This is a genomic window from Roseibium sp. (assembly GCF_965229775.1).
Lineage (GTDB): Bacteria > Pseudomonadota > Alphaproteobacteria > Rhizobiales > Stappiaceae > Roseibium.
The window spans coordinates 3,149,086-3,165,665 of sequence record NZ_OZ245929.1 but is presented as its reverse complement, the minus strand read 5'-3'; the positions used below and the strand labels follow the sequence as shown (position 1 = coordinate 3,165,665).

General features: G+C 59.7%; 20 protein-coding genes. 14 read left to right on the top strand and 6 right to left on the bottom strand.

Annotated elements, in window-relative coordinates; genetic code table 11:
- Window positions 1-17 precede the first annotated feature (17 nt).
- From ACO07N_RS14395 to ACO07N_RS14375, 5 genes are all read left to right on the top strand, one after another.
- Entirely contained in the window at window positions 18-1,079 is a 1,062-nt protein-coding gene (locus ACO07N_RS14395) for a phospholipase D-like domain-containing protein (RefSeq protein ID WP_421981677.1), read from the top strand.
- 171 nt (window positions 1,080-1,250) lie between these two features.
- Complete coding sequence (locus ACO07N_RS14390; RefSeq protein ID WP_421981676.1) at window positions 1,251-1,799, top strand: 2OG-Fe(II) oxygenase; 549 nt, start codon at window positions 1,251-1,253, stop codon at window positions 1,797-1,799.
- A 234-nt stretch (window positions 1,800-2,033) separates the two neighbouring features.
- Window positions 2,034-2,516, top strand: coding sequence for a fasciclin domain-containing protein (locus tag ACO07N_RS14385; protein WP_420335909.1), 483 nt, complete (start codon window positions 2,034-2,036; stop codon window positions 2,514-2,516).
- 211 nt (window positions 2,517-2,727) lie between these two features.
- Window positions 2,728-3,213, top strand: a complete 486-nt coding sequence (gene bfr, locus ACO07N_RS14380; RefSeq protein ID WP_306140961.1) for a bacterioferritin — start codon at window positions 2,728-2,730, stop codon at window positions 3,211-3,213.
- Between the two features lie 107 nt (window positions 3,214-3,320).
- The gene (locus ACO07N_RS14375; RefSeq protein ID WP_421981675.1) at window positions 3,321-3,464 is read left to right on the top strand and encodes a hypothetical protein; all 144 of its coding nucleotides are present in this window, start codon (window positions 3,321-3,323) and stop codon (window positions 3,462-3,464) included.
- Window positions 3,465-4,139: 675 nt separating this feature from the next.
- On the opposite strand, the gene ACO07N_RS14370 is transcribed toward ACO07N_RS14375, so the two are convergent.
- Together ACO07N_RS14370 and ACO07N_RS14365 are read right to left on the bottom strand one after the other, a co-directional pair.
- Entirely contained in the window at window positions 4,140-5,651 is a 1,512-nt protein-coding gene (locus ACO07N_RS14370; protein WP_421981674.1) for an AMP nucleosidase, read from the bottom strand.
- Entirely contained in the window at window positions 5,639-5,953 is a 315-nt protein-coding gene (locus tag ACO07N_RS14365) for a hypothetical protein (protein ID WP_421981673.1), read from the bottom strand. The genes ACO07N_RS14370 and ACO07N_RS14365 overlap by 13 nt, the downstream gene beginning before the upstream one ends.
- On the opposite strand from ACO07N_RS14365, the gene ACO07N_RS14360 reads away from it, so the two are divergent.
- The 4 genes from ACO07N_RS14360 to ACO07N_RS14345 all read left to right on the top strand — a co-directional run bounded on the left by ACO07N_RS14360 (window position 5,952) and on the right by ACO07N_RS14345 (window position 9,708).
- Complete coding sequence (locus ACO07N_RS14360) at window positions 5,952-6,752, top strand: transporter substrate-binding domain-containing protein (RefSeq protein WP_421981672.1); 801 nt, start codon at window positions 5,952-5,954, stop codon at window positions 6,750-6,752. The genes ACO07N_RS14365 and ACO07N_RS14360 overlap by 2 nt on opposite strands.
- Before the next feature lie 127 nt (window positions 6,753-6,879).
- On the top strand, window positions 6,880-7,686 hold the full coding sequence (locus tag ACO07N_RS14355) for an amino acid ABC transporter permease (RefSeq protein ID WP_421981671.1): 807 nt from the start codon (window positions 6,880-6,882) through the stop codon (window positions 7,684-7,686).
- 64 nt (window positions 7,687-7,750) lie between these two features.
- Entirely contained in the window at window positions 7,751-8,437 is a 687-nt protein-coding gene (locus tag ACO07N_RS14350; protein ID WP_421981670.1) for a DNA-3-methyladenine glycosylase I, read from the top strand.
- 131 nt (window positions 8,438-8,568) lie between these two features.
- Window positions 8,569-9,708 carry a site-specific DNA-methyltransferase gene (locus ACO07N_RS14345; protein ID WP_421981669.1) on the top strand — a complete coding sequence of 380 codons (1,140 nt, stop codon included), beginning with the start codon at window positions 8,569-8,571 and terminating at the stop codon, window positions 9,706-9,708.
- Window positions 9,709-9,824: 116 nt separating this feature from the next.
- Here the strand turns inward: ACO07N_RS14345 and ACO07N_RS14340 are convergent, their stop codons facing one another.
- Together ACO07N_RS14340 and ACO07N_RS14335 are read right to left on the bottom strand one after the other, a co-directional pair.
- The gene (locus tag ACO07N_RS14340) at window positions 9,825-10,538 is read right to left on the bottom strand and encodes an alpha/beta fold hydrolase (RefSeq protein WP_421981668.1); all 714 of its coding nucleotides are present in this window, start codon (window positions 10,536-10,538) and stop codon (window positions 9,825-9,827) included.
- Between the two features lie 28 nt (window positions 10,539-10,566).
- Entirely contained in the window at window positions 10,567-10,941 is a 375-nt protein-coding gene (locus tag ACO07N_RS14335) for a winged helix-turn-helix transcriptional regulator (protein WP_421981667.1), read from the bottom strand.
- Between the two features lie 134 nt (window positions 10,942-11,075).
- Here ACO07N_RS14335 and ACO07N_RS14330 point away from each other — a divergent pair, with 134 nt between their 5' ends.
- From ACO07N_RS14330 to ACO07N_RS14310, 5 genes are all read left to right on the top strand, one after another.
- On the top strand, window positions 11,076-11,690 hold the full coding sequence (locus tag ACO07N_RS14330; RefSeq protein ID WP_421981666.1) for a glutathione binding-like protein: 615 nt from the start codon (window positions 11,076-11,078) through the stop codon (window positions 11,688-11,690).
- The gene (locus ACO07N_RS14325) at window positions 11,687-12,073 is read left to right on the top strand and encodes a nuclear transport factor 2 family protein (RefSeq protein ID WP_421981665.1); all 387 of its coding nucleotides are present in this window, start codon (window positions 11,687-11,689) and stop codon (window positions 12,071-12,073) included. The genes ACO07N_RS14330 and ACO07N_RS14325 overlap by 4 nt, the downstream gene beginning before the upstream one ends.
- Window positions 12,074-12,075: 2 nt before the next feature.
- The gene (locus tag ACO07N_RS14320) at window positions 12,076-12,291 is read left to right on the top strand and encodes a tautomerase family protein (RefSeq protein WP_421981664.1); all 216 of its coding nucleotides are present in this window, start codon (window positions 12,076-12,078) and stop codon (window positions 12,289-12,291) included.
- A gap of 102 nt (window positions 12,292-12,393) precedes the next feature.
- On the top strand, window positions 12,394-13,005 hold the full coding sequence (locus ACO07N_RS14315) for a DUF4166 domain-containing protein (RefSeq protein WP_421981663.1): 612 nt from the start codon (window positions 12,394-12,396) through the stop codon (window positions 13,003-13,005).
- 986 nt (window positions 13,006-13,991) lie between these two features.
- A complete protein-coding gene (locus ACO07N_RS14310; protein ID WP_421981662.1) occupies window positions 13,992-14,156 on the top strand; it encodes a hypothetical protein in 165 nt (54 codons plus the stop codon).
- 273 nt (window positions 14,157-14,429) lie between these two features.
- Here ACO07N_RS14310 and tyrS read toward each other — a convergent pair whose 3' ends face one another.
- On the bottom strand, window positions 14,430-15,707 hold the full coding sequence (tyrS, locus tag ACO07N_RS14305; protein WP_421981661.1) for a tyrosine--tRNA ligase: 1,278 nt from the start codon (window positions 15,705-15,707) through the stop codon (window positions 14,430-14,432).
- 243 nt (window positions 15,708-15,950) lie between these two features.
- Complete coding sequence (locus tag ACO07N_RS14300) at window positions 15,951-16,574, bottom strand: hemerythrin domain-containing protein (RefSeq protein WP_421981660.1); 624 nt, start codon at window positions 16,572-16,574, stop codon at window positions 15,951-15,953.
- Window positions 16,575-16,580 lie beyond the last annotated feature (6 nt).

Here is a 16,580-nt window from a genome sequence, read left to right as displayed (position 1 = left end):
TGAGAAGGAATTTCGTTATGCCCTTAATGGTTGGTGATATTGAAATCCATCTTGGTCCACAGGAACAGGGCGGCCCCGATTCCCTTCTGGACCCCATCCTCGAATTCATCGGACGCGCGGGTAGCCGGCAAAACCTCATGATCGCCGTGCAGGAGATCGACAACCCCGCCATCGCAAACGCCATCATAGCGGCACGGCTACGGGGCGCGGTTATCGATCTGGTTGTCGAACAGAGCTACCTGCTGGCAGCGAAAAAACCGAAGGATCTCGCGGGGGCGCACGCGCCGGGCGGCAAACACGAGATCAACCGCGAGCTTTTCAACGCCATCCTGCGCTCCACGGCCGATGTGAAGGTCGACTTCAACCCGAACATCTTTCACCAGAAATTCATGGTGCTCGGCAACCGGGTCCTGACCGGCTCGACGAATTTCACCACGACCGGGGTCACGAAGAACCTGAACCATGTCGTCGTCATCAACGACGCCGAAGTCGCCAATGCCTACAAGAAGGAATTCAAGGAAATCAGGGAAGGCCGTTTCGGCAAGTTCTCCGTTGCGCACGGCCCCGCTCCGAAGGAGGCGAAGGTGTCCGGCATCCGCGTCAAACCGTTGTTCGCACCCGATCATGCGCCGGAGATGGAAATCATGAAACAGATCCTGAAAGCCAAGGAGCGGGTCGACTTCGCGGCCTTCACCTTCGCCCAGTCCTCCGGTATCGACGATGCGCTGATCGCCGCGCATAGGAACGGGATTACGATCAACGGCGTCCTGGACCGCCGCCAGGCGAACCAGAAATGGGCTGCCAAGCACTCGCTTCATGCCGCCGGCATCAAGGTTGCCGTCGCAGGCGGGCGCGGCCAGCTCGGCAAGGTGCATCACAAGCTGATGACGATCGACAACAAGGTCTCGATCTTCGGCAGTTTCAACTATACGAAGCCGGCCAACAAATCGAATGATGAAAATATTATCGTCGTCGGCGAAGTGAGCGAAACGGACACGGGAGCGAAGGCTGCGCAAAAGAAGATCGCGCTCGCCGCCCGCAAGGAGATCGACCGGATCATCGCCGATTTCGGCGAATAGGCCGGCCGGCGGCGAGTACGGTTCACGGACGCACCTGGCGGCACTTTCCGCACACACTTCATGAAGGCCGGGTTTCCTCGCGTTCGCAAACGTGGGGGCCCGGTAACATAATGATTGCGGTCCGGCCCGCAAAGCGCTTGAAAGGCAGGGTCAACCTTACGGATCAGGCCCATGTTCACCCATACGCTCCCTGCCCTTTTCACACCAGGCGAATGCCGTGAGATCTTTCAGCTGAGCGAGGCAGAAGCGCAGGACAGCGGCGGACTTGTCGGCGGTGTCCAGCAAGGGGACATCCGCCGCGCCAGGATCAGCTGGCTCGACGACGAAGGTCCGGCCGGATGGGTGATGAGGCGCATCATGGAAGCCGTTGCGCAGGCAAATCGGGAGACGTTCGACTTCGATATCACCGAATTCGGGGAACGGCTGCAGATTGCCCGGTACGACGACAGCGAAGCGGGTCACTACGACTGGCACTCGGACATTGGCGAAGGCCGGATCGCCCGGTTCCGGAAGGCAACGATCGTGACGCAACTGTCGCCCACCGATGCGTATGAGGGTGGCGGCCTCGAGATCAATCTCGGGAACCGGATCATGTCGGCACCACGGGATCAGGGCAGTGCGGTCGTCTTTGCGAGTTTCATGCTCCACCGGGTTGTTCCGGTGACAAGGGGAACGCGGGCGTCCCTGACGTGCTGGAGCCACGGGCCCCGGTTTAGATGAGGCTTCGTGTCCTCCTGCCGGCCGTAAAAACAAGAACGCGCGCGTGACGTATCAAAAGCTCGATTGGATCATCGGCTGAGGCGTGTAAATCCGCGTTCACTTTTTCCTCATCCAATTTTGTTCGGCAGCCGTAATCCTCCGCAACACAGGTTACACCAACCCTTTGTATACGTTCGGGAAAAAACCATTTCCCGGAACGCCTAACTTTGCCTGTGTCCAGCTCGGGAGTGTGTCATGAAACTGATCCAGAAATTCGTATTCGCCCTTCTCCTCGTTCTTCCGCTGTCCGCTGCAAAAGCGGGCGAGAAGGACATTGTCGACACCGCAGTCGGCGCGGGCTCCTTCAACACCCTCGTCGCCGCCGTCCAGGCCGCAGGTCTTGTCGACACGCTCAAGGGCGAAGGTCCGTTCACTGTTTTTGCTCCGACCGACGAAGCTTTCGCAGCCCTGCCGGCAGGTACCGTTGAAAACCTGCTGAAGCCGGAAAACAAGGACCAGCTCGTTGCCATCCTGACCTATCACGTCGTCCCGGGTAAAGTGATGTCCTCCGACATCGCCGGCAAGAAAGCTGAAGTCGCGTCCGTTCAGGGCGGCGAGATCTCCGTCGACGCAACGGACGGTGTGAAGGTTGATGGCGCCAAGGTCGTCAGCGCAGACATCGAAACGTCCAACGGCGTCATCCACGTCATCGACGCGGTCATCCTGCCGAAATCCTAAGGTTCAGACGGGTACATCCTTAGCCCCATCATGTACCGTCTGAAGGCGCGGCCTCCCACGAGGCCGCGCCTTTGGCGTTTTCCGGGTGCTCCGGGCAAAAATGTTGGCGCCGTGACGAACTGGGTCTGGACACGCTGCGCAAAATAGTCCAGAACATTTTCTAGAATAATTCTAAACTATCAATTCCACAGACTCGCAAGGAGAGGTTTCCATGAAGGGAAGTGAGAAGGTTATCGAACGCCTGAACGAAGCACTGTTTCTGGAACTGGGCGCCATCAACCAGTACTGGCTGCACTACCGCCTCCTGAGCGATTGGGGCTTTGCGCGCCTTGCCAAGAAGGAGCGTGAGGAATCCATCGAGGAGATGCAACACGCCGACAAGCTCACGGACCGGATCATCTTCCTTGAAGGTCATCCGAACATGCAGAAAGTCGCACCTCTGCGCATCGGCCAGAACATCAAGGAGGTTCTGGAGAGCGATCTCGCGGGCGAGTATGAGGCGCGGACATCCTACAAGACATCGCGCGACATCTGCCGCGACGAAGGCGACTACGTTTCCATGGCCCTGTTCGAGGAACTGCTTGCCGACGAGGAGGGCCATATCGACTTCCTGGAAACCCAGCTTGAGCTTCTGGAGAAGATCGGCGAAGAGCGCTACGGCCTGCTGAATGCCGCGCCTGCCGACGAAGCCGAATAAAAACCGGCACATTGAAGACCGGTCGACGCGCGCCTGAAAAGGCGCGCGTTTTTTTAATCCGCCGGCCCCTCATTAACGTAAGGTCAATATGACTTGAGGAGGCAGGCATGCACAAAGAAAGACTGACACAACTGGCGGATATGCTGGAGGCGCAGATCCGGATCCTTGCAGACACCGGCTATTCCAGGGAAGCCGATGTCGCGCGGCAGGAAGTCATTTCTCTAAGGCTTCTGGCGGGCGTGACGGACTGAGCCTCATCCGGCTGGAGTTGGCCTTGTGTCAAAGGAACCGCGGTTCCACAGCCCCGGAGCGCAAGCTTTTTCCCTCTCCCAATGGGAGAGGGCCAGGGTGAGGGGCCGGATGTCTCATGGACACTTCCACGCCTTTCCCCTCACCCGGCCTTTCAGGCCGACCTCTCCCAATGGGAGAGGTAACAGCATCGGAGGCGAGACCGCCTTTGGGTGCACACGACGCATCCTGAGGAAGCGCCAGTCGCGTCAAAGGAACCGTGGTTCCACAGGTTCCACAGCACCAGCTCGCAAGTTTTTCCCCTCTCCCGGCGGGAGAGGGCCAGGGTGAGGGGCCGGACCTTTCAAGGACACGTCGACGCCTTTCCCCTCACCCGGCCTTTCAGGCCGACCTCTCCCAAAGGGAGAGGTAACAAAGCCGGTGGAGAGATCTCCTTTCGGTGTACACGACTTAACCTGAGGACGTTCGCCAAAACGGTCTTTGCGGAACTCTGGTTCCACAGCCCCAGCTCGCAAGCTTTTCCCCTCCCGGCGGGAGTGGGCCAGGGTGAGGGGCCGGATCTCTCAAGGAAACGTCAACACCTTTCCCCTCACCCGGCGTTTCAGACCGACCTCTCCCAAGGGAGAGGTAACACCATCGGTGGAAGGACCGCCTTTCGATCCACCTACCTCAACCGTTTACTGAAACGCGGTTTCCGCGAAGCTTCGCAGTTTGCGTGAGTGCAGGCGTTCGGCGGTCATGTTGCGCATTTTCTCCAGGGCGCTGATGCCAATCTGCAGATGCTGCGCGACCTGACGCTTGTAGAAGTCCGTTGCCATGCCCGGCAGTTTCAGTTCTCCATGGAGCGGCTTGTCGGAGATGCAAAGAAGTGTTCCGTAGGGAACGCGGAAGCGAAAGCCATTGGCGGCGATCGTCGCCGATTCCATGTCGAGCGCGATTGCCCTTGATTGCGAGAAGCGTTTTACCAGTTCCGGCTGATCCCACAATTCCCAATTCCGGTTGTCGAGCGAGACCACGGTGCCGGTGCGCATCAGGCGCTTGAGCTCATAGCCGTCAAGACCGGTGATCTCGGCAACCGCGTCCTCAAGAGCCACCTGCACTTCGGCCAGCGGCGGGATCGGAACCCAGGTCGGCAGATCCTGGTTGAGCACGTTGTCGTCGCGCACATAACCGTGCGCCAGCACATAGTCACCGAGTGTCTGGCTGTTTCGGAGACCGGCGCAGTGGCCCAGCATGAGCCAGACATGCGGTCGCAGCACGGCAATGTGGTCGGTTATGGTCTTGGCGTTCGAGGGGCCGACGCCGATATTCACCATGGTGATTCCGCTGCCGTCGGCCCGTTTGAGGTGATAGGCCGGCATCTGTGGCAGTTTGGCCGGTTCCGTGCCGCAGGAGGGCTCGCTCTCGCCCGCCTCGGTCGTGAGGTTGCCCGGCGCGACAAAGGCCTCGTATCCGCTGCCCGGCGTGTTCAGGAGTTCCTTCGACATGCGGCAGAATTCGTCGATATAGAACTGGTAGTTCGTGAAAAGCACGTAGTTCTGAAAGTGCTCAGCCGCCGTCGCCGTATAGTGCTGCAGGCGATGCAGCGAGTAGTCGATCCTCGGCGCTGTGAACGGGGCCAGCGGCATGACGCCGTCAGCCGGTTCATAGGTTCCGTTGGCAATGGAATCGTCCATGACCGTCAGGTCAGGCAAATCGAAGATGTCGGCGAGCGGCCGTTCAAGATTCGCAGCGGCTGCGCCCCCTTCAACATGCGTGCCGTCGTAAAAGGCAAAATGAAGCGGTATCGGCGTGTCGCTGTCACCGACAAGAATCGGCACGTCGTGGTTCTTCATCAGCAGTTTGAGCTGTGCCTCCAGGTAATGGCGAAAGAGATCCGGGCGCGTGATCGTCGCCGCATGCGTTCCCGGTCCCGAAACGAAGCCGTAGGACAGGCGGCTGTCCAGACGCACGTGGCTGTCGGTGACAACCCGGACCTGGGGATAATAGGCCCTGACGTGCTCCTGGATGTTTTCTCCTTCCAGAAGGTCGTTGAAATGCGAACGCAAAAAAGCCGTGTTCGCCTCGAAGATGTCTATCAGGCGGTCAACCGCGTGTTTCGCGTTCGTAAACACCTCGAGCGGATGCGAAGGTGCCCTGCGCATCCGCCTCTTGCCCAGCGGGTAGTCGCCCTTGATCAGATTGGACATGAAAGTCTCCTTATTGTTGTTATGGCGAACACAGTCCTGCCAGATGTCCCCTGCGTCAATACACGGAACACGTGTTTTTGAATTTTTTTTCGCAAAGAGAAAATTTCTTCAATCAAACCAGCGACGAATTCCGCGATACGGACGCGGCGCTCGTTCACAGCAAATGCGGCAAGGCCTCTTCGCGGCGTATCATCGCCGGGGTGCTGCGGCAGGTTGGTCCCTGACAGAGCGATGAAACGGACTTTCCGCCGGTTCGCAATCCCGGTACTATCGGTCCGAATTCTGATCAGGAGCTTCCCCATGAAACGTATCCTTTTGAGCCTTGCGGTTGCCGTCTTGCCGATGCTTGGTGCCGGGTTCGCCGCTCACGCGGCCGATCTGCCCGACCTCGGAGGCCGGGAGGTCGTGATCGCGTCCGAAAACACCTATCCGCCGCTGCAGTTCATCGATCCGAAAACCAGTCAGCCAGCGGGCTGGGAGTACGAGGCGGTTGCCGAAATTGCCAAGCGGCTGAACATGACGGTCACCTATGAGAACGTGAGCTGGGACGCGATGATCCCAGCGGTTTCTGCCGGCGAATACGATGTCGCGATGAACGGCATCACGATACGCGAAGACCGCGCGGAGAAAGTCGCCTTTTCCGATCCCTACATGCGTTCGGAGATGTTCATGCTGGTTCGCGCCGACGAAAACCGGTTCACCGACCCCGCGGGGTTCGCCGCCAACGCCGACTTCCTTGCTGGTGCCCAGCCGGGGACGACCCCCTTCTACGTGACCGTCTACGAAGTCCTGGACGGTGACGAAAACAACCAGCGCATCAAGCTGTTCGAAACATTCGGCGCGGCCGTTCAGGCGCTCAAGGTCGGGGATGTCGACCTTGTCCTGACCGACAGCACCGGCGGGCAAGGCTATGTCAACGCCAATCCGGACACATTCAAGCTGATCGGCGATCCGATGGGCACGGAGGATTTCGGCTTCATCTTTCCGAAAAACACGGACCTGATCGAGCCGTTCAACGCCGCCATAGCCAGCATGCGCGCGGACGGAACGCTGGATGCACTCAACAAGAAATGGTTCTTCGACTACAAGGCCGGTCAGTAACCACAAACGGCAGACCAGCGCTTGCGTGGCCGGTATCGGGAAAGCGCCCGGGGCCGGCCACTTTCATTTGCAGCCGGTTACACATTCCCTCACAGCCGCTCGCTCTGCCGAAGCACAAGAGAACCCCATGTTCCGAAAAAAGACCGCACCGGTTTCCCCCAAACAGGACTTTCCCTACTGGCTGGCCGCCGCCTGCGTGATCGCCGCCTTTCTCCTGTTCCGCATCGGAACCGACGAGATCTATTCGCAGGTGATGGCGACGGTGGCCCGCGGCATCGGGCTGACGATCTTCGTCACGCTCGTGGCGTTCTTCCTGGCTTCCGTGATCGGGCTCATGCTGGCGCTGGCGTCGCTGTCGGGTTCGATTGTCCTGCGCCAGTCGGCGAGGTTCTATATCGAAGTCGTGCGCGGTCTGCCGATCATCGTCCTCTTGCTGTATATCGCCTTCGTCGGCACCCCCCTGATCGTTGCCGCCATCAATGCCGTCCTGGAACCGCTTGGTGCCGACCCGATGCGCACGCGCGACTTTCCGCTGCTCTGGCGTGCGATCGCAGCCTTGACGATCGGCTATTCCGCTTTCATCGCAGAGGTCTTCCGCGCCGGTATCCAGGCTGTCGACAAGGGGCAGATCGAGGCCGCGGAAGCCCTCGGCATGAACCGCTGGCTGCGGTTCCGCCTGATCATCTTTCCGCAGGCGCTCAAGACCATCCTGCCACCGCTCGGCAACGACTTCGTCGCCATGATCAAGGACAGTTCACTCGTTTCCGTTCTCGGGGTCGCGGATATCACCCAGCTCGGCAAGGTCTATGCCGCGGGCTCATTCCGCTATTTCGAGACTTACAACGTGGTCGCGCTGATCTACCTGATGATGACCATCACCCTGTCTCTCGCCCTGCGCCGCTTCGAGCGTTCGAAGGAGATTGGGGGGCGTTAACGCGGCACTGGTTGCGCTGGCGCTGGTCTTGCGGCCAAGATGAAATGAAAAGGAGAACAGTCCCATGCGTTCCTTCGAAGAGATCGAGGCCCTCGCGGCGGAGAAAAAGGGTGGGCCGAAGAAACTGAAAGAGCTGCTGGCAGAACACAATCTGCCCAAGTCCGAGGCCGAGCTGACAAAGACCGGTGACGACCGCTGGCTGTCGATGTTCACAAGATGCGTGTTCCAGGCAGGCTTCAGCTGGAAAGTGATCGACCAGAAATGGCCCGGTTTCGAGGAGGCCTTCGAAGGCTTCGACGTGGCCCGCCTCGCCTTCCTGCCGGACGAAGCCTTCGAAGCGCTGCTCAAGGATACGCGGATCGTGCGCAACGGCGCCAAGATCAAGGCCGTGCAGGACAACGCCGTGTTCCTCAGGGATCTTGCGGCGGAACATGGCAGTGCAGCCGCGTTCTTCGCGACCTATCCGGTGAGCGACCAGATCGGACTGATGGACCTGATGAAAAAGCGCGGCAGCCGGCTTGGCGGGACGACGGGACAACTTGCCCTGCGCTTCATGGGAAAGGAGAGTTTCATTCTCACCGGCGACGTGGTTAACGCCCTCATCCGCGAAAATGTCATTGATAACGATCGCATGTCGAAAAAAAATCTGTCAGCCGCGCAAGCCGCCTTTAACGATTGGAAGACAACCAGTGGTCGCAGTTTGAATGAAATCAGCAGAATTCTGGCGTTTTCGGTCGGACCAGCGCATTAACCTCTCATTTAACTTTTACGATTGTAAACAAAGCCTTGATTCAAAGGTAATTTTTCTTTTTTCGACTTAACCGCTGATTTACCAAAACCGGTAACCATGACACTCGAAATTGCGTGAGGTATTGCGTCGCAATGAGTGTACTGAGTACCGGGGTGTCCATCGCGGCACCCCACCCGACTGAAAAACCGGAAGCTTCCGCTTCCTGGATGAACACGATCCTGAAGGGCGACTGCGTGTCCGCCCTTGAGAACCTGCCGTCCCGTTCCGTGGACCTGGTATTCGCGGATCCGCCCTACAATCTGCAGCTGGGCGGGGACCTTCACCGGCCGGACCAGTCCAAGGTCGACGCCTGCGACGACCACTGGGACCAGTTCGAGAGCTTCGAAGCCTATGATGCCTTCACCAGGGCCTGGCTCCTGGCAACGCGCCGGGTGATGAAGCCGGACGGTTCGCTCTACGTGATCGGCTCCTATCACAACATCTTCCGCGTTGGTGCGATCCTTCAGGATCTCGGCTTCTGGATCATGAATGACATCGTCTGGCTGAAGTCGAATCCGATGCCGAACTTCCGCGGCAAACGGTTCACAAATGCCCACGAGACCATGATCTGGGCGGTAAAGTCGAAAGACGCCAAGCCGACATTCAACTACGATGCCCTGAAGACGTTCAACGACGATCTCCAGATGCGCTCCGACTGGCATCTGCCGCTTTGTACAGGCTCGGAACGGCTGAAGGACGGAAACGGCCAGAAGGTTCATCCGACCCAGAAACCGGAAGCGCTGCTCTACCGCGTGCTCACCGCCTCGTCCAGACCGGGCGACGTCGTGATGGACCCGTTCTTCGGCACGGGAACGACAGGAGCCGTCGCCAAGAAACTGGGCCGCAATTTCGTCGGTGTCGAGCGCGAGCAGGACTATATCGATGCCGCGACCGCACGGATCGCGTCCATCGAGACCAGCGACGGCGAAGCGCTCGAGATGCAAAAGGGCAAACGGGCCCAGAAACGCATTCCCTTCGGCACCCTCCTGGAAAACGGACTGCTTTCCCCGGGCGCCGAGCTCACCTGTTCCAAGGGCAAGCACATTGCCATCGTGCGTGCCGACGGATCCCTGAAATCCGGTGACCATACCGGGTCGATCCACAAGGTCGGTGCGCTGGTGCAGGGTCAGGAAGCGTGCAACGGCTGGACGTTCTGGCACACGAAAGACGGCGCGGCCAAGTCACCGATCGACGAGTTGCGCAAGGAAATCAGATCCCGCCTGCAGGCATAAGCAGGCTGACAAGCAGAAGCGATTTCGCTATCCCCGTGAAGCCACTTCTCCCCGCCTCCTCACCCGAGGCGGGTTTTCTTTTTACCGGTCCTGCCAGGGCCCCGAGAACCTGCCTATCACCCCAGCCGTTCCAGCAGACCGGCAAGCGCGAGCGGCTCCGTCACCATCGCGTCGTGCCCGGTGGCGATCTCCTCCACCGGCCAGCCGAGTTTTCGGGCCCGGTCCAGGGCGACGCCGGCCGGCCGGTAGGGCGGGTCGGTGCAGCTGATATAGGCGGCGGGAAGGCCGTTCCCGACCGGGTTCTTCAGATCAAGCGCTGTCGTGAACGTCCGGAAGGGATGCGGTGTCAGGCGCGGCTGGACGAAGGCGATGTCCTCGGGCCGTTCGACCCCGAAGCTCTCCGCGGGCGCCGGCGGCAATGAAAGCCCGCCGCTGGTTTCCTGTGCCAACCGCGTCCGGTCTTCGGCCATGTCTTCCGGCAAAAGGCTCATCCAGGTTTCGCCCGTTCCCAGCATGATCGCGTCGAGATAGATCAGCCTGGCGATCCGGTCCGGCACCCGGTCCGCTGCGCCGGTGATCGGGATGCCGCCGAAGCTGTGCCCGACAAGGGCGACGTTCTTAAGGTCGTTGAACTCAAGGTGCCGGACGATGTCCTCGACAAAGGTCTCAATGGTGATCCCGGGTGAGAGCAGGTGCGCGCGCTCCCCAAGGCCGGTCTGGGTCGGTGCCGTGACGCGGTGTCCGCGCGCACGCAGGATCTCCGCGACCCGCGACCAGCACCAGCCGCCGTGCCAGACACCATGCACAAGAACGAAGGTTTTCTGCTCCATCAGGCTTCTTTCGCCAACGCCGTATCGGTCATTCCGCGGCTTCCGACGCAGGTTCATAACCACGCAGCTGTTTCAGCTTGTGGCCGACCTCCACAATCGCTTCTAGAGCCGGGATCAGTTCCTCGCCCAGCGCCGTCAGTTCGTATTCGACAGACGGTGGTGACGTCGGGCGCACGTGGCGCAGAAGCACACCGCGGTCTTCCAGTTCCGACAAACGCGCGGACAGGACCTTTGACGACACCGGAGGAATGTCCGCCTTGAGTTCGTTGAACCGGCGCGGACCGGCCCTCAGGCTCCAGATGACATTGGGCGCCCACGCCCCGGCGATCACCTGCATGCACTCGGTCAGGAGGCACGGTTCGGGCGGTTTCGGGCTCCGGTTCTTGCGCATCTTGAGGGTCATCTTGCCTGTAACTCCACCGAAATCAGGTTTCTCCGGGGTAACTCGAAAAGCATGGTTACCATCAGAAACCTACTTGTCAAGAGTGACCTGAACAAACACCTTCCCGTCATCGAAACACAATTTGGAGCGAAACCATGAAACTGTTCTTCAAACCCGGTGCCTGTTCCATGGCGGCCCATATCCTGCTGAACGAGGCAGGTGTTGCCTATCAGCTTGAAAAGGTCGACACGGACAAGGGAACAACCGAGACCGGTGCATCTTTCCTGAAGACCAATCCGCGCGGTTACGTGCCCGCCCTGAAACTGGAAGACGGTGAAGTCCTGACGGAAAACGTCGCGATCCTGCATTGGATCGGCGAACAGTTTCCGGATCTTGCCGCGGGCAACGACAACCAGCCCCTGCAGCGTTACCGGCAGCTGGAACTCCTGAGCTTCCTGTCTTCGGAACTGCACAAGGCGTTCAGTCCCTACTTTTCCGGCAAGACCTTCTCCGACAGCGAACAGGCGGCCATCCGGAAGAAGCTCGATATGAAACTCGGTCAGTTCGAAGAACTGCTGGACGGCACCTCCCCCTTTCTGCTCGGGACCGCGTTTTCGGTCGTCGACGCTTATGCGTTCGTCATCCTGAACTGGACGAACTTCATCGGCGTCTCTCTGGACGACTGGCCGCTGACGAAGGCCTATGTCGCGCGGATCGGTGCGCGTCCGGCAACCCGCAAAACCCTCCAGGAAGAAGGACTGGCCGCATGAGCACCGCATTTGCAGACCTGCACGCCGTCATCAGGGACTATTTCGACGCGCTTTATCACTGCGACACCGGACTGCTGCAGAAAGTCTTTCACCCAAGGGCAGTCTATGCGACCGCGGATGAAACACCCCTGCTCCACCGGACCATGGCCGAATATGTTCCCGTGGTTGCCGCGCGCGTGTCACCGGCTTCGCGCGGCGAAGCGCGCGATGATGTCATCGACGAAATCCAGCTTGCCGGAGACAACACCGCCTTTGCCCGTGTCCGGTGCACGATGGCGGGCAATGCCTATGTCGACTTCCTGACCTTCGTCCGTGAGGACGGCCGCTGGCGGATCATGGCGAAGGTTTTCCAGATGAGTCCCGCAAAAGAAGGGGGCAACTGATCATGCCCTACGTCAACATTCAGGTGACCCGCGAAGGCGTGACACCGGAACAAAAGTCGCAGCTCATCAAGGGCGCGACCGACCTCCTTGTCGACGTCCTGGGAAAGACCCCGTCAACCACCTTCGTGGTGATCGACGAAGTCGAGATGGAAAACTGGGGGATCGGCGGGCTGCCGGTGGAAGCGTTCCGGGCACAAGTCTCCCTGAACGGCAGGTAAAACAGTCTATCGAAAGCCGGGTCCCTGCCCGGCTTTCGCGGTTCAATCGGCAGGGATTTGTGAACCATCTCGCCAATCAAAGGTTGCAAATTTGATGACTGAATGCTCAATCTGCACCTTCCACAAAGCTCTCGAACCATCGTCTGCCGACCCATGCCGCGCGTCCTCTACCAGACAATCCTGGGTGAAAGATTTCAGCAGGTCCCTGCCCAGATCCGCGACATGCACACGTTTGCCAGGCGCGCAACCGGCACGGCAAATGTCTGGTGGGGTGCGTCGCATGCAGCCCGATTGATTTGCCGTCTGGCATCCCTTCCGCAAGCGCAGGAGAATGCGCGGATTGAAACGTCCTTTACAGAAATCGACGGCGGTGAACGCTGGGTCCGCAGGTTTGATGGTCAGCCATTCATGACCGACATGATCGCGGGCAAGGACGAAGCGTTTCCCTGCATGCTGGAACGGCTTGGTCCGTTCCTTTTCAAGATGCGCGTCACGCCGAGTTCCGCAGGCATCGATCTCACACCGGAACACGTTTTCCTTGGCCCGCTGAAAATTCCCAAAGCTCTCGCACCAAGGGCAACAGGACGTGAGCGCGTTGAGAACGACCGCTACAGCCTGTCGGTTGAAGTCAGCTTTCCGCTTGTCGGCAAGGTATTCGGATATGACGGGAGGATCGCACCTTGCGACTTGGTATCTGATCGAGAAACTGCCTAGCTGCCTGCCTCCGCTCACGGCCGATCCGCGCCGGACTTTCGGTTCAAAACCTGAACCCATCCAGCGTCACCCCGGGCGAACGGCGCGAGACCCGGGGCCGGGGAGCCCGGGCGTATCGGGACGGGAACCGCAGGATCCTAAAGTTCATTGCCTCTCCGATCCCGGATCTTCGCTGCGCTTCGTCCGGGATGACTGATAAATCTTGACACCCTCATTCTGAGGAAGCGCGTGAGCGCTGTCTCGAAGGATGGGCCACGCATTCCGAATGTGCCGCCCATCCTTCGAGACGGGCCGTCGGCCCTCCTCAGGATGAGGATGTCGTCGGGGCCAAGGTCCGCGCACTCATCCCTTTCCTGTCAGCCGTCATTGCCAGACTTGATCTGGCAATCCATGCCATAGCCTCTCGACGAGGCAGGACCGTGCAACCGGAAGAGCAAAGGCATGGATGCCATGGTCGAGCCATGGCATGACTTGGAATTGATCTGGTGCGGCGGCCCGCAGTCAATGAACTTGTCATTCCGGCTGAAGCGCAGCGGAAGGCCGGAACCCAGTAGCCACCTGTTTCTCCTTCTTCTCACATCCTCCGGCCACTTGGAGTACTGGTTCCCGGTCTTGCCGCTGACGCGGCAAACCGGGACGACAAATCGGGGAAGTAAGTCTTTATCCCGATCTGGCACCACACGGAACTATGCGGCTTTCTCAAGGACCAAGTTCAACGGGACTTTCTGCACCGGACTTTCGGTTCAAAACCTGAACCCACCCAGCGTCACCCCGGGCGAACGGCGTGAGACCCGGGGCCGGGGAGCCCGGGCGTATCGGGATGGAAGTTGCAGGGTCCGCCAGGTCATTGCCTCCCCGGTCCCGGATCTTCGCTGCGCTTCGTCCGGGATGACGACAGAAAGTGAGCAAGCGCGGTCTCGGAGGTTGGGACGGTGAATTGACCACACTCCTATCATCCGTCATTGCCAGACCTGATCTGGCAATCCATGCCATGGACTCTCGACGAAGCAAGGCCGTGCAACCGGAAGAGCAACGGCATGGATGCCATGGTCGAGCCATGGCATGACCTGGAAAACGATCTTGTGCGGTGGTCCGCAGTCAATGAACTTGTCATTCCGGCTGAAGCGCAGCGGAAGGCCGGAACCCAGTAGCCACCTGTTTCTCCTTCTTCTCACATCCTCCGGCCACTTGGAATACTGGTTCCCGGTCTTGCCGCATTCGCGGCAAACCGGGACGACAAATCGAGGAAAAGTACCGTGTCCTGTCTTGGCAGCGATCGGAATCATGCAGCTTTGTTTAAGGCATAAGTCCGAATGTATTTTCCAATCCGGACAGCAGTGGGTTTTTGCCAGGCATGACCTGGAAAACGTTTGAGTCACACACCCTGTCAGACCGGGATGACGACAGAAGATGGGCGCGCCCTTTCACTCGAACCCGACCAGCGCCTTGCGGCGTTTGCCGACCGAGACGGCCAGCCTGTCATTCGCCTTCAGGTCGCCGGTCGCGATGCGGCGTCTCGGGTCGTCGACGATGCGGCTGTTGAGACGCACGCCGCCGCCCTCCACAAGGCGTCGCGCCTCGCCGTTCGAGGCGGCGAAGCCAATGGCGACGACCAGTTCCAGAAGACCAAGCCCCTCTGCCAGACGCGACAGCGGCAGCATGTGCGTCGGCTCAAGGAGCTCGCCTTCTCCCGCGAAAAGCGCGTCGCCCTGCTGCAAGGCCGCGCGGGCCTCCTCGGGACCATGCACAATGGTCGTGACCTGGGTTGCCAGAACGCGCTTGGCCTCGTTCATTTCCGCGCCCTGCAGCGCGGAAAGCCGTTCCACTTCGCTGATCGGCAGCTCCGTGAACAGGCGCAGGCACTTGCCGACGTCGGCGTCGGCCGTGTTGCGCCAGAACTGCCAGAACCCGAAGGGGGAAAGATGTTCCGGGTGCAGCCAAACGGCGCCCGCGGCGGTCTTGCCCATTTTGGCACCGCTTGCGGTCGTCAGTAGCGGGACCGTCAGGCCATGCAGCTTGCGTCCGTCGCGGCGGCCGAGTTCAACGCCGTTGACGATGTTGCCCCACTGATCCGAACCGCCGACCTGAAGCGCACAGTCATGGCGCCTGGCCAGTTCCAGGAAATCGACGGCCTGAAGCATCATGTAGCAGAATTCCAGAACGGTCAGCGGCATCTGTGCCTCCAGGCGCGACTTGACACTGTCGAAGGTCATCATGCGGTTGACAGTGAACTGGGAGCCATAGTCGCGGAGAAATTCCAGGAAGCGGAACTCGTTCAGCCACTCCGCGTTATCGACCAGCAGGGCGCCATCCGGACCGTCCATGTCGACAAGCCGCTCCACCGACCGGCGGATGGTCGCGATGTTGGCCGAGATCTGGCGCTGTTCAAGGAGCGGCCTGGCATCGTTGCGGAAACTCGGGTCGCCAATCTGGCTGGTGCCGCCGCCCAGAACGATGATCGGCCGATGACCGAGTTTCTGCAGCCAGCGCATGGTCATCAGCGGCATCAGATGGCCGACATGAAGACTTGCGGCGGTGGCATCGAAGCCGGCGTAGGCGGTGACCGGACCCTCGGACAACCTCTTGTCGAGGGCCTCCACGTCCGTGCACTGGTGCACGAGACCGCGTTCCAGAAGCACGGCAAGCGCTTCCGATCTGAGCTTTGTCGCCGGTTTTCCGGCTTCGATCATGTGTTTGGTCATTTTCGGCTTCCTGGTTTCCCCGCCAGGAGCCCTTGAAACCAAAAAGCCGCCTGACGCGGCGGCTTTTGAGGTTTCTATGAAGTGAGCAAGATCCTACGCAGCCGCCGGTATGTCGGTGACGTAATAAAAATACACGAAGGATGCGGCGATCTTGGTCATGTCAGTCTAGATGCGATACGCCGCGTCCAGAGTCAAGCCGCTAGTTGCCGGCCGGAAGCATGACGCACGCGGTGTTGCATTTTTTCAAGACAGGTCCACGTCCGCTTCACCGCGTCCCAGAAGAACCGGCATGATCAGGTCTTCTTCATCCGTGAGATGCTGCTTGAGACCCATGAGCAACGCGACGCTTGCCCGTTCGTAATCGTCCGTCGCAGCCCGAATTGCATCGGGCGTCCCGTCCCGGACGCTGGCGAACATTTGAGTGGCGCTTCGGACGACGGTTTCCATTTTCTGATGCAGGAGAGCGTGGTCGCTTTCCAGAAGCTCCATGCCCGGCAGCAGGTCCGCCTCCGCTTCCAGAAGCGCAGGGAAATACTGCTGGTCCTCCACCATGTTGTGCGTGTGGAGTTCCGACAGGAAATGCTGGAGCTGGGGTGCCAAGATGGCGACAAAGCGCTCGGCCGGGAGCTGTTTTTCCCGATACTGTTTCAACAGCGAAATCAAGGTATTGCCGGTACTGCGGAAGCTATCATGGCGATTGAGCCAGAGCTCCGAAACCGGCCCGTAATTCTCGTGGGTCAACCAGTCACCGCGCGAAATGTCTTCATAGAGAAACCATTCGCGTGGCAGGCCATGGCGGGTGTCGAGCAGGAATTCGTTGGGTCCGCCAACATTCGGTCTCCGCTCCTGCAACAGCCGGTGTGTCATTTCGCA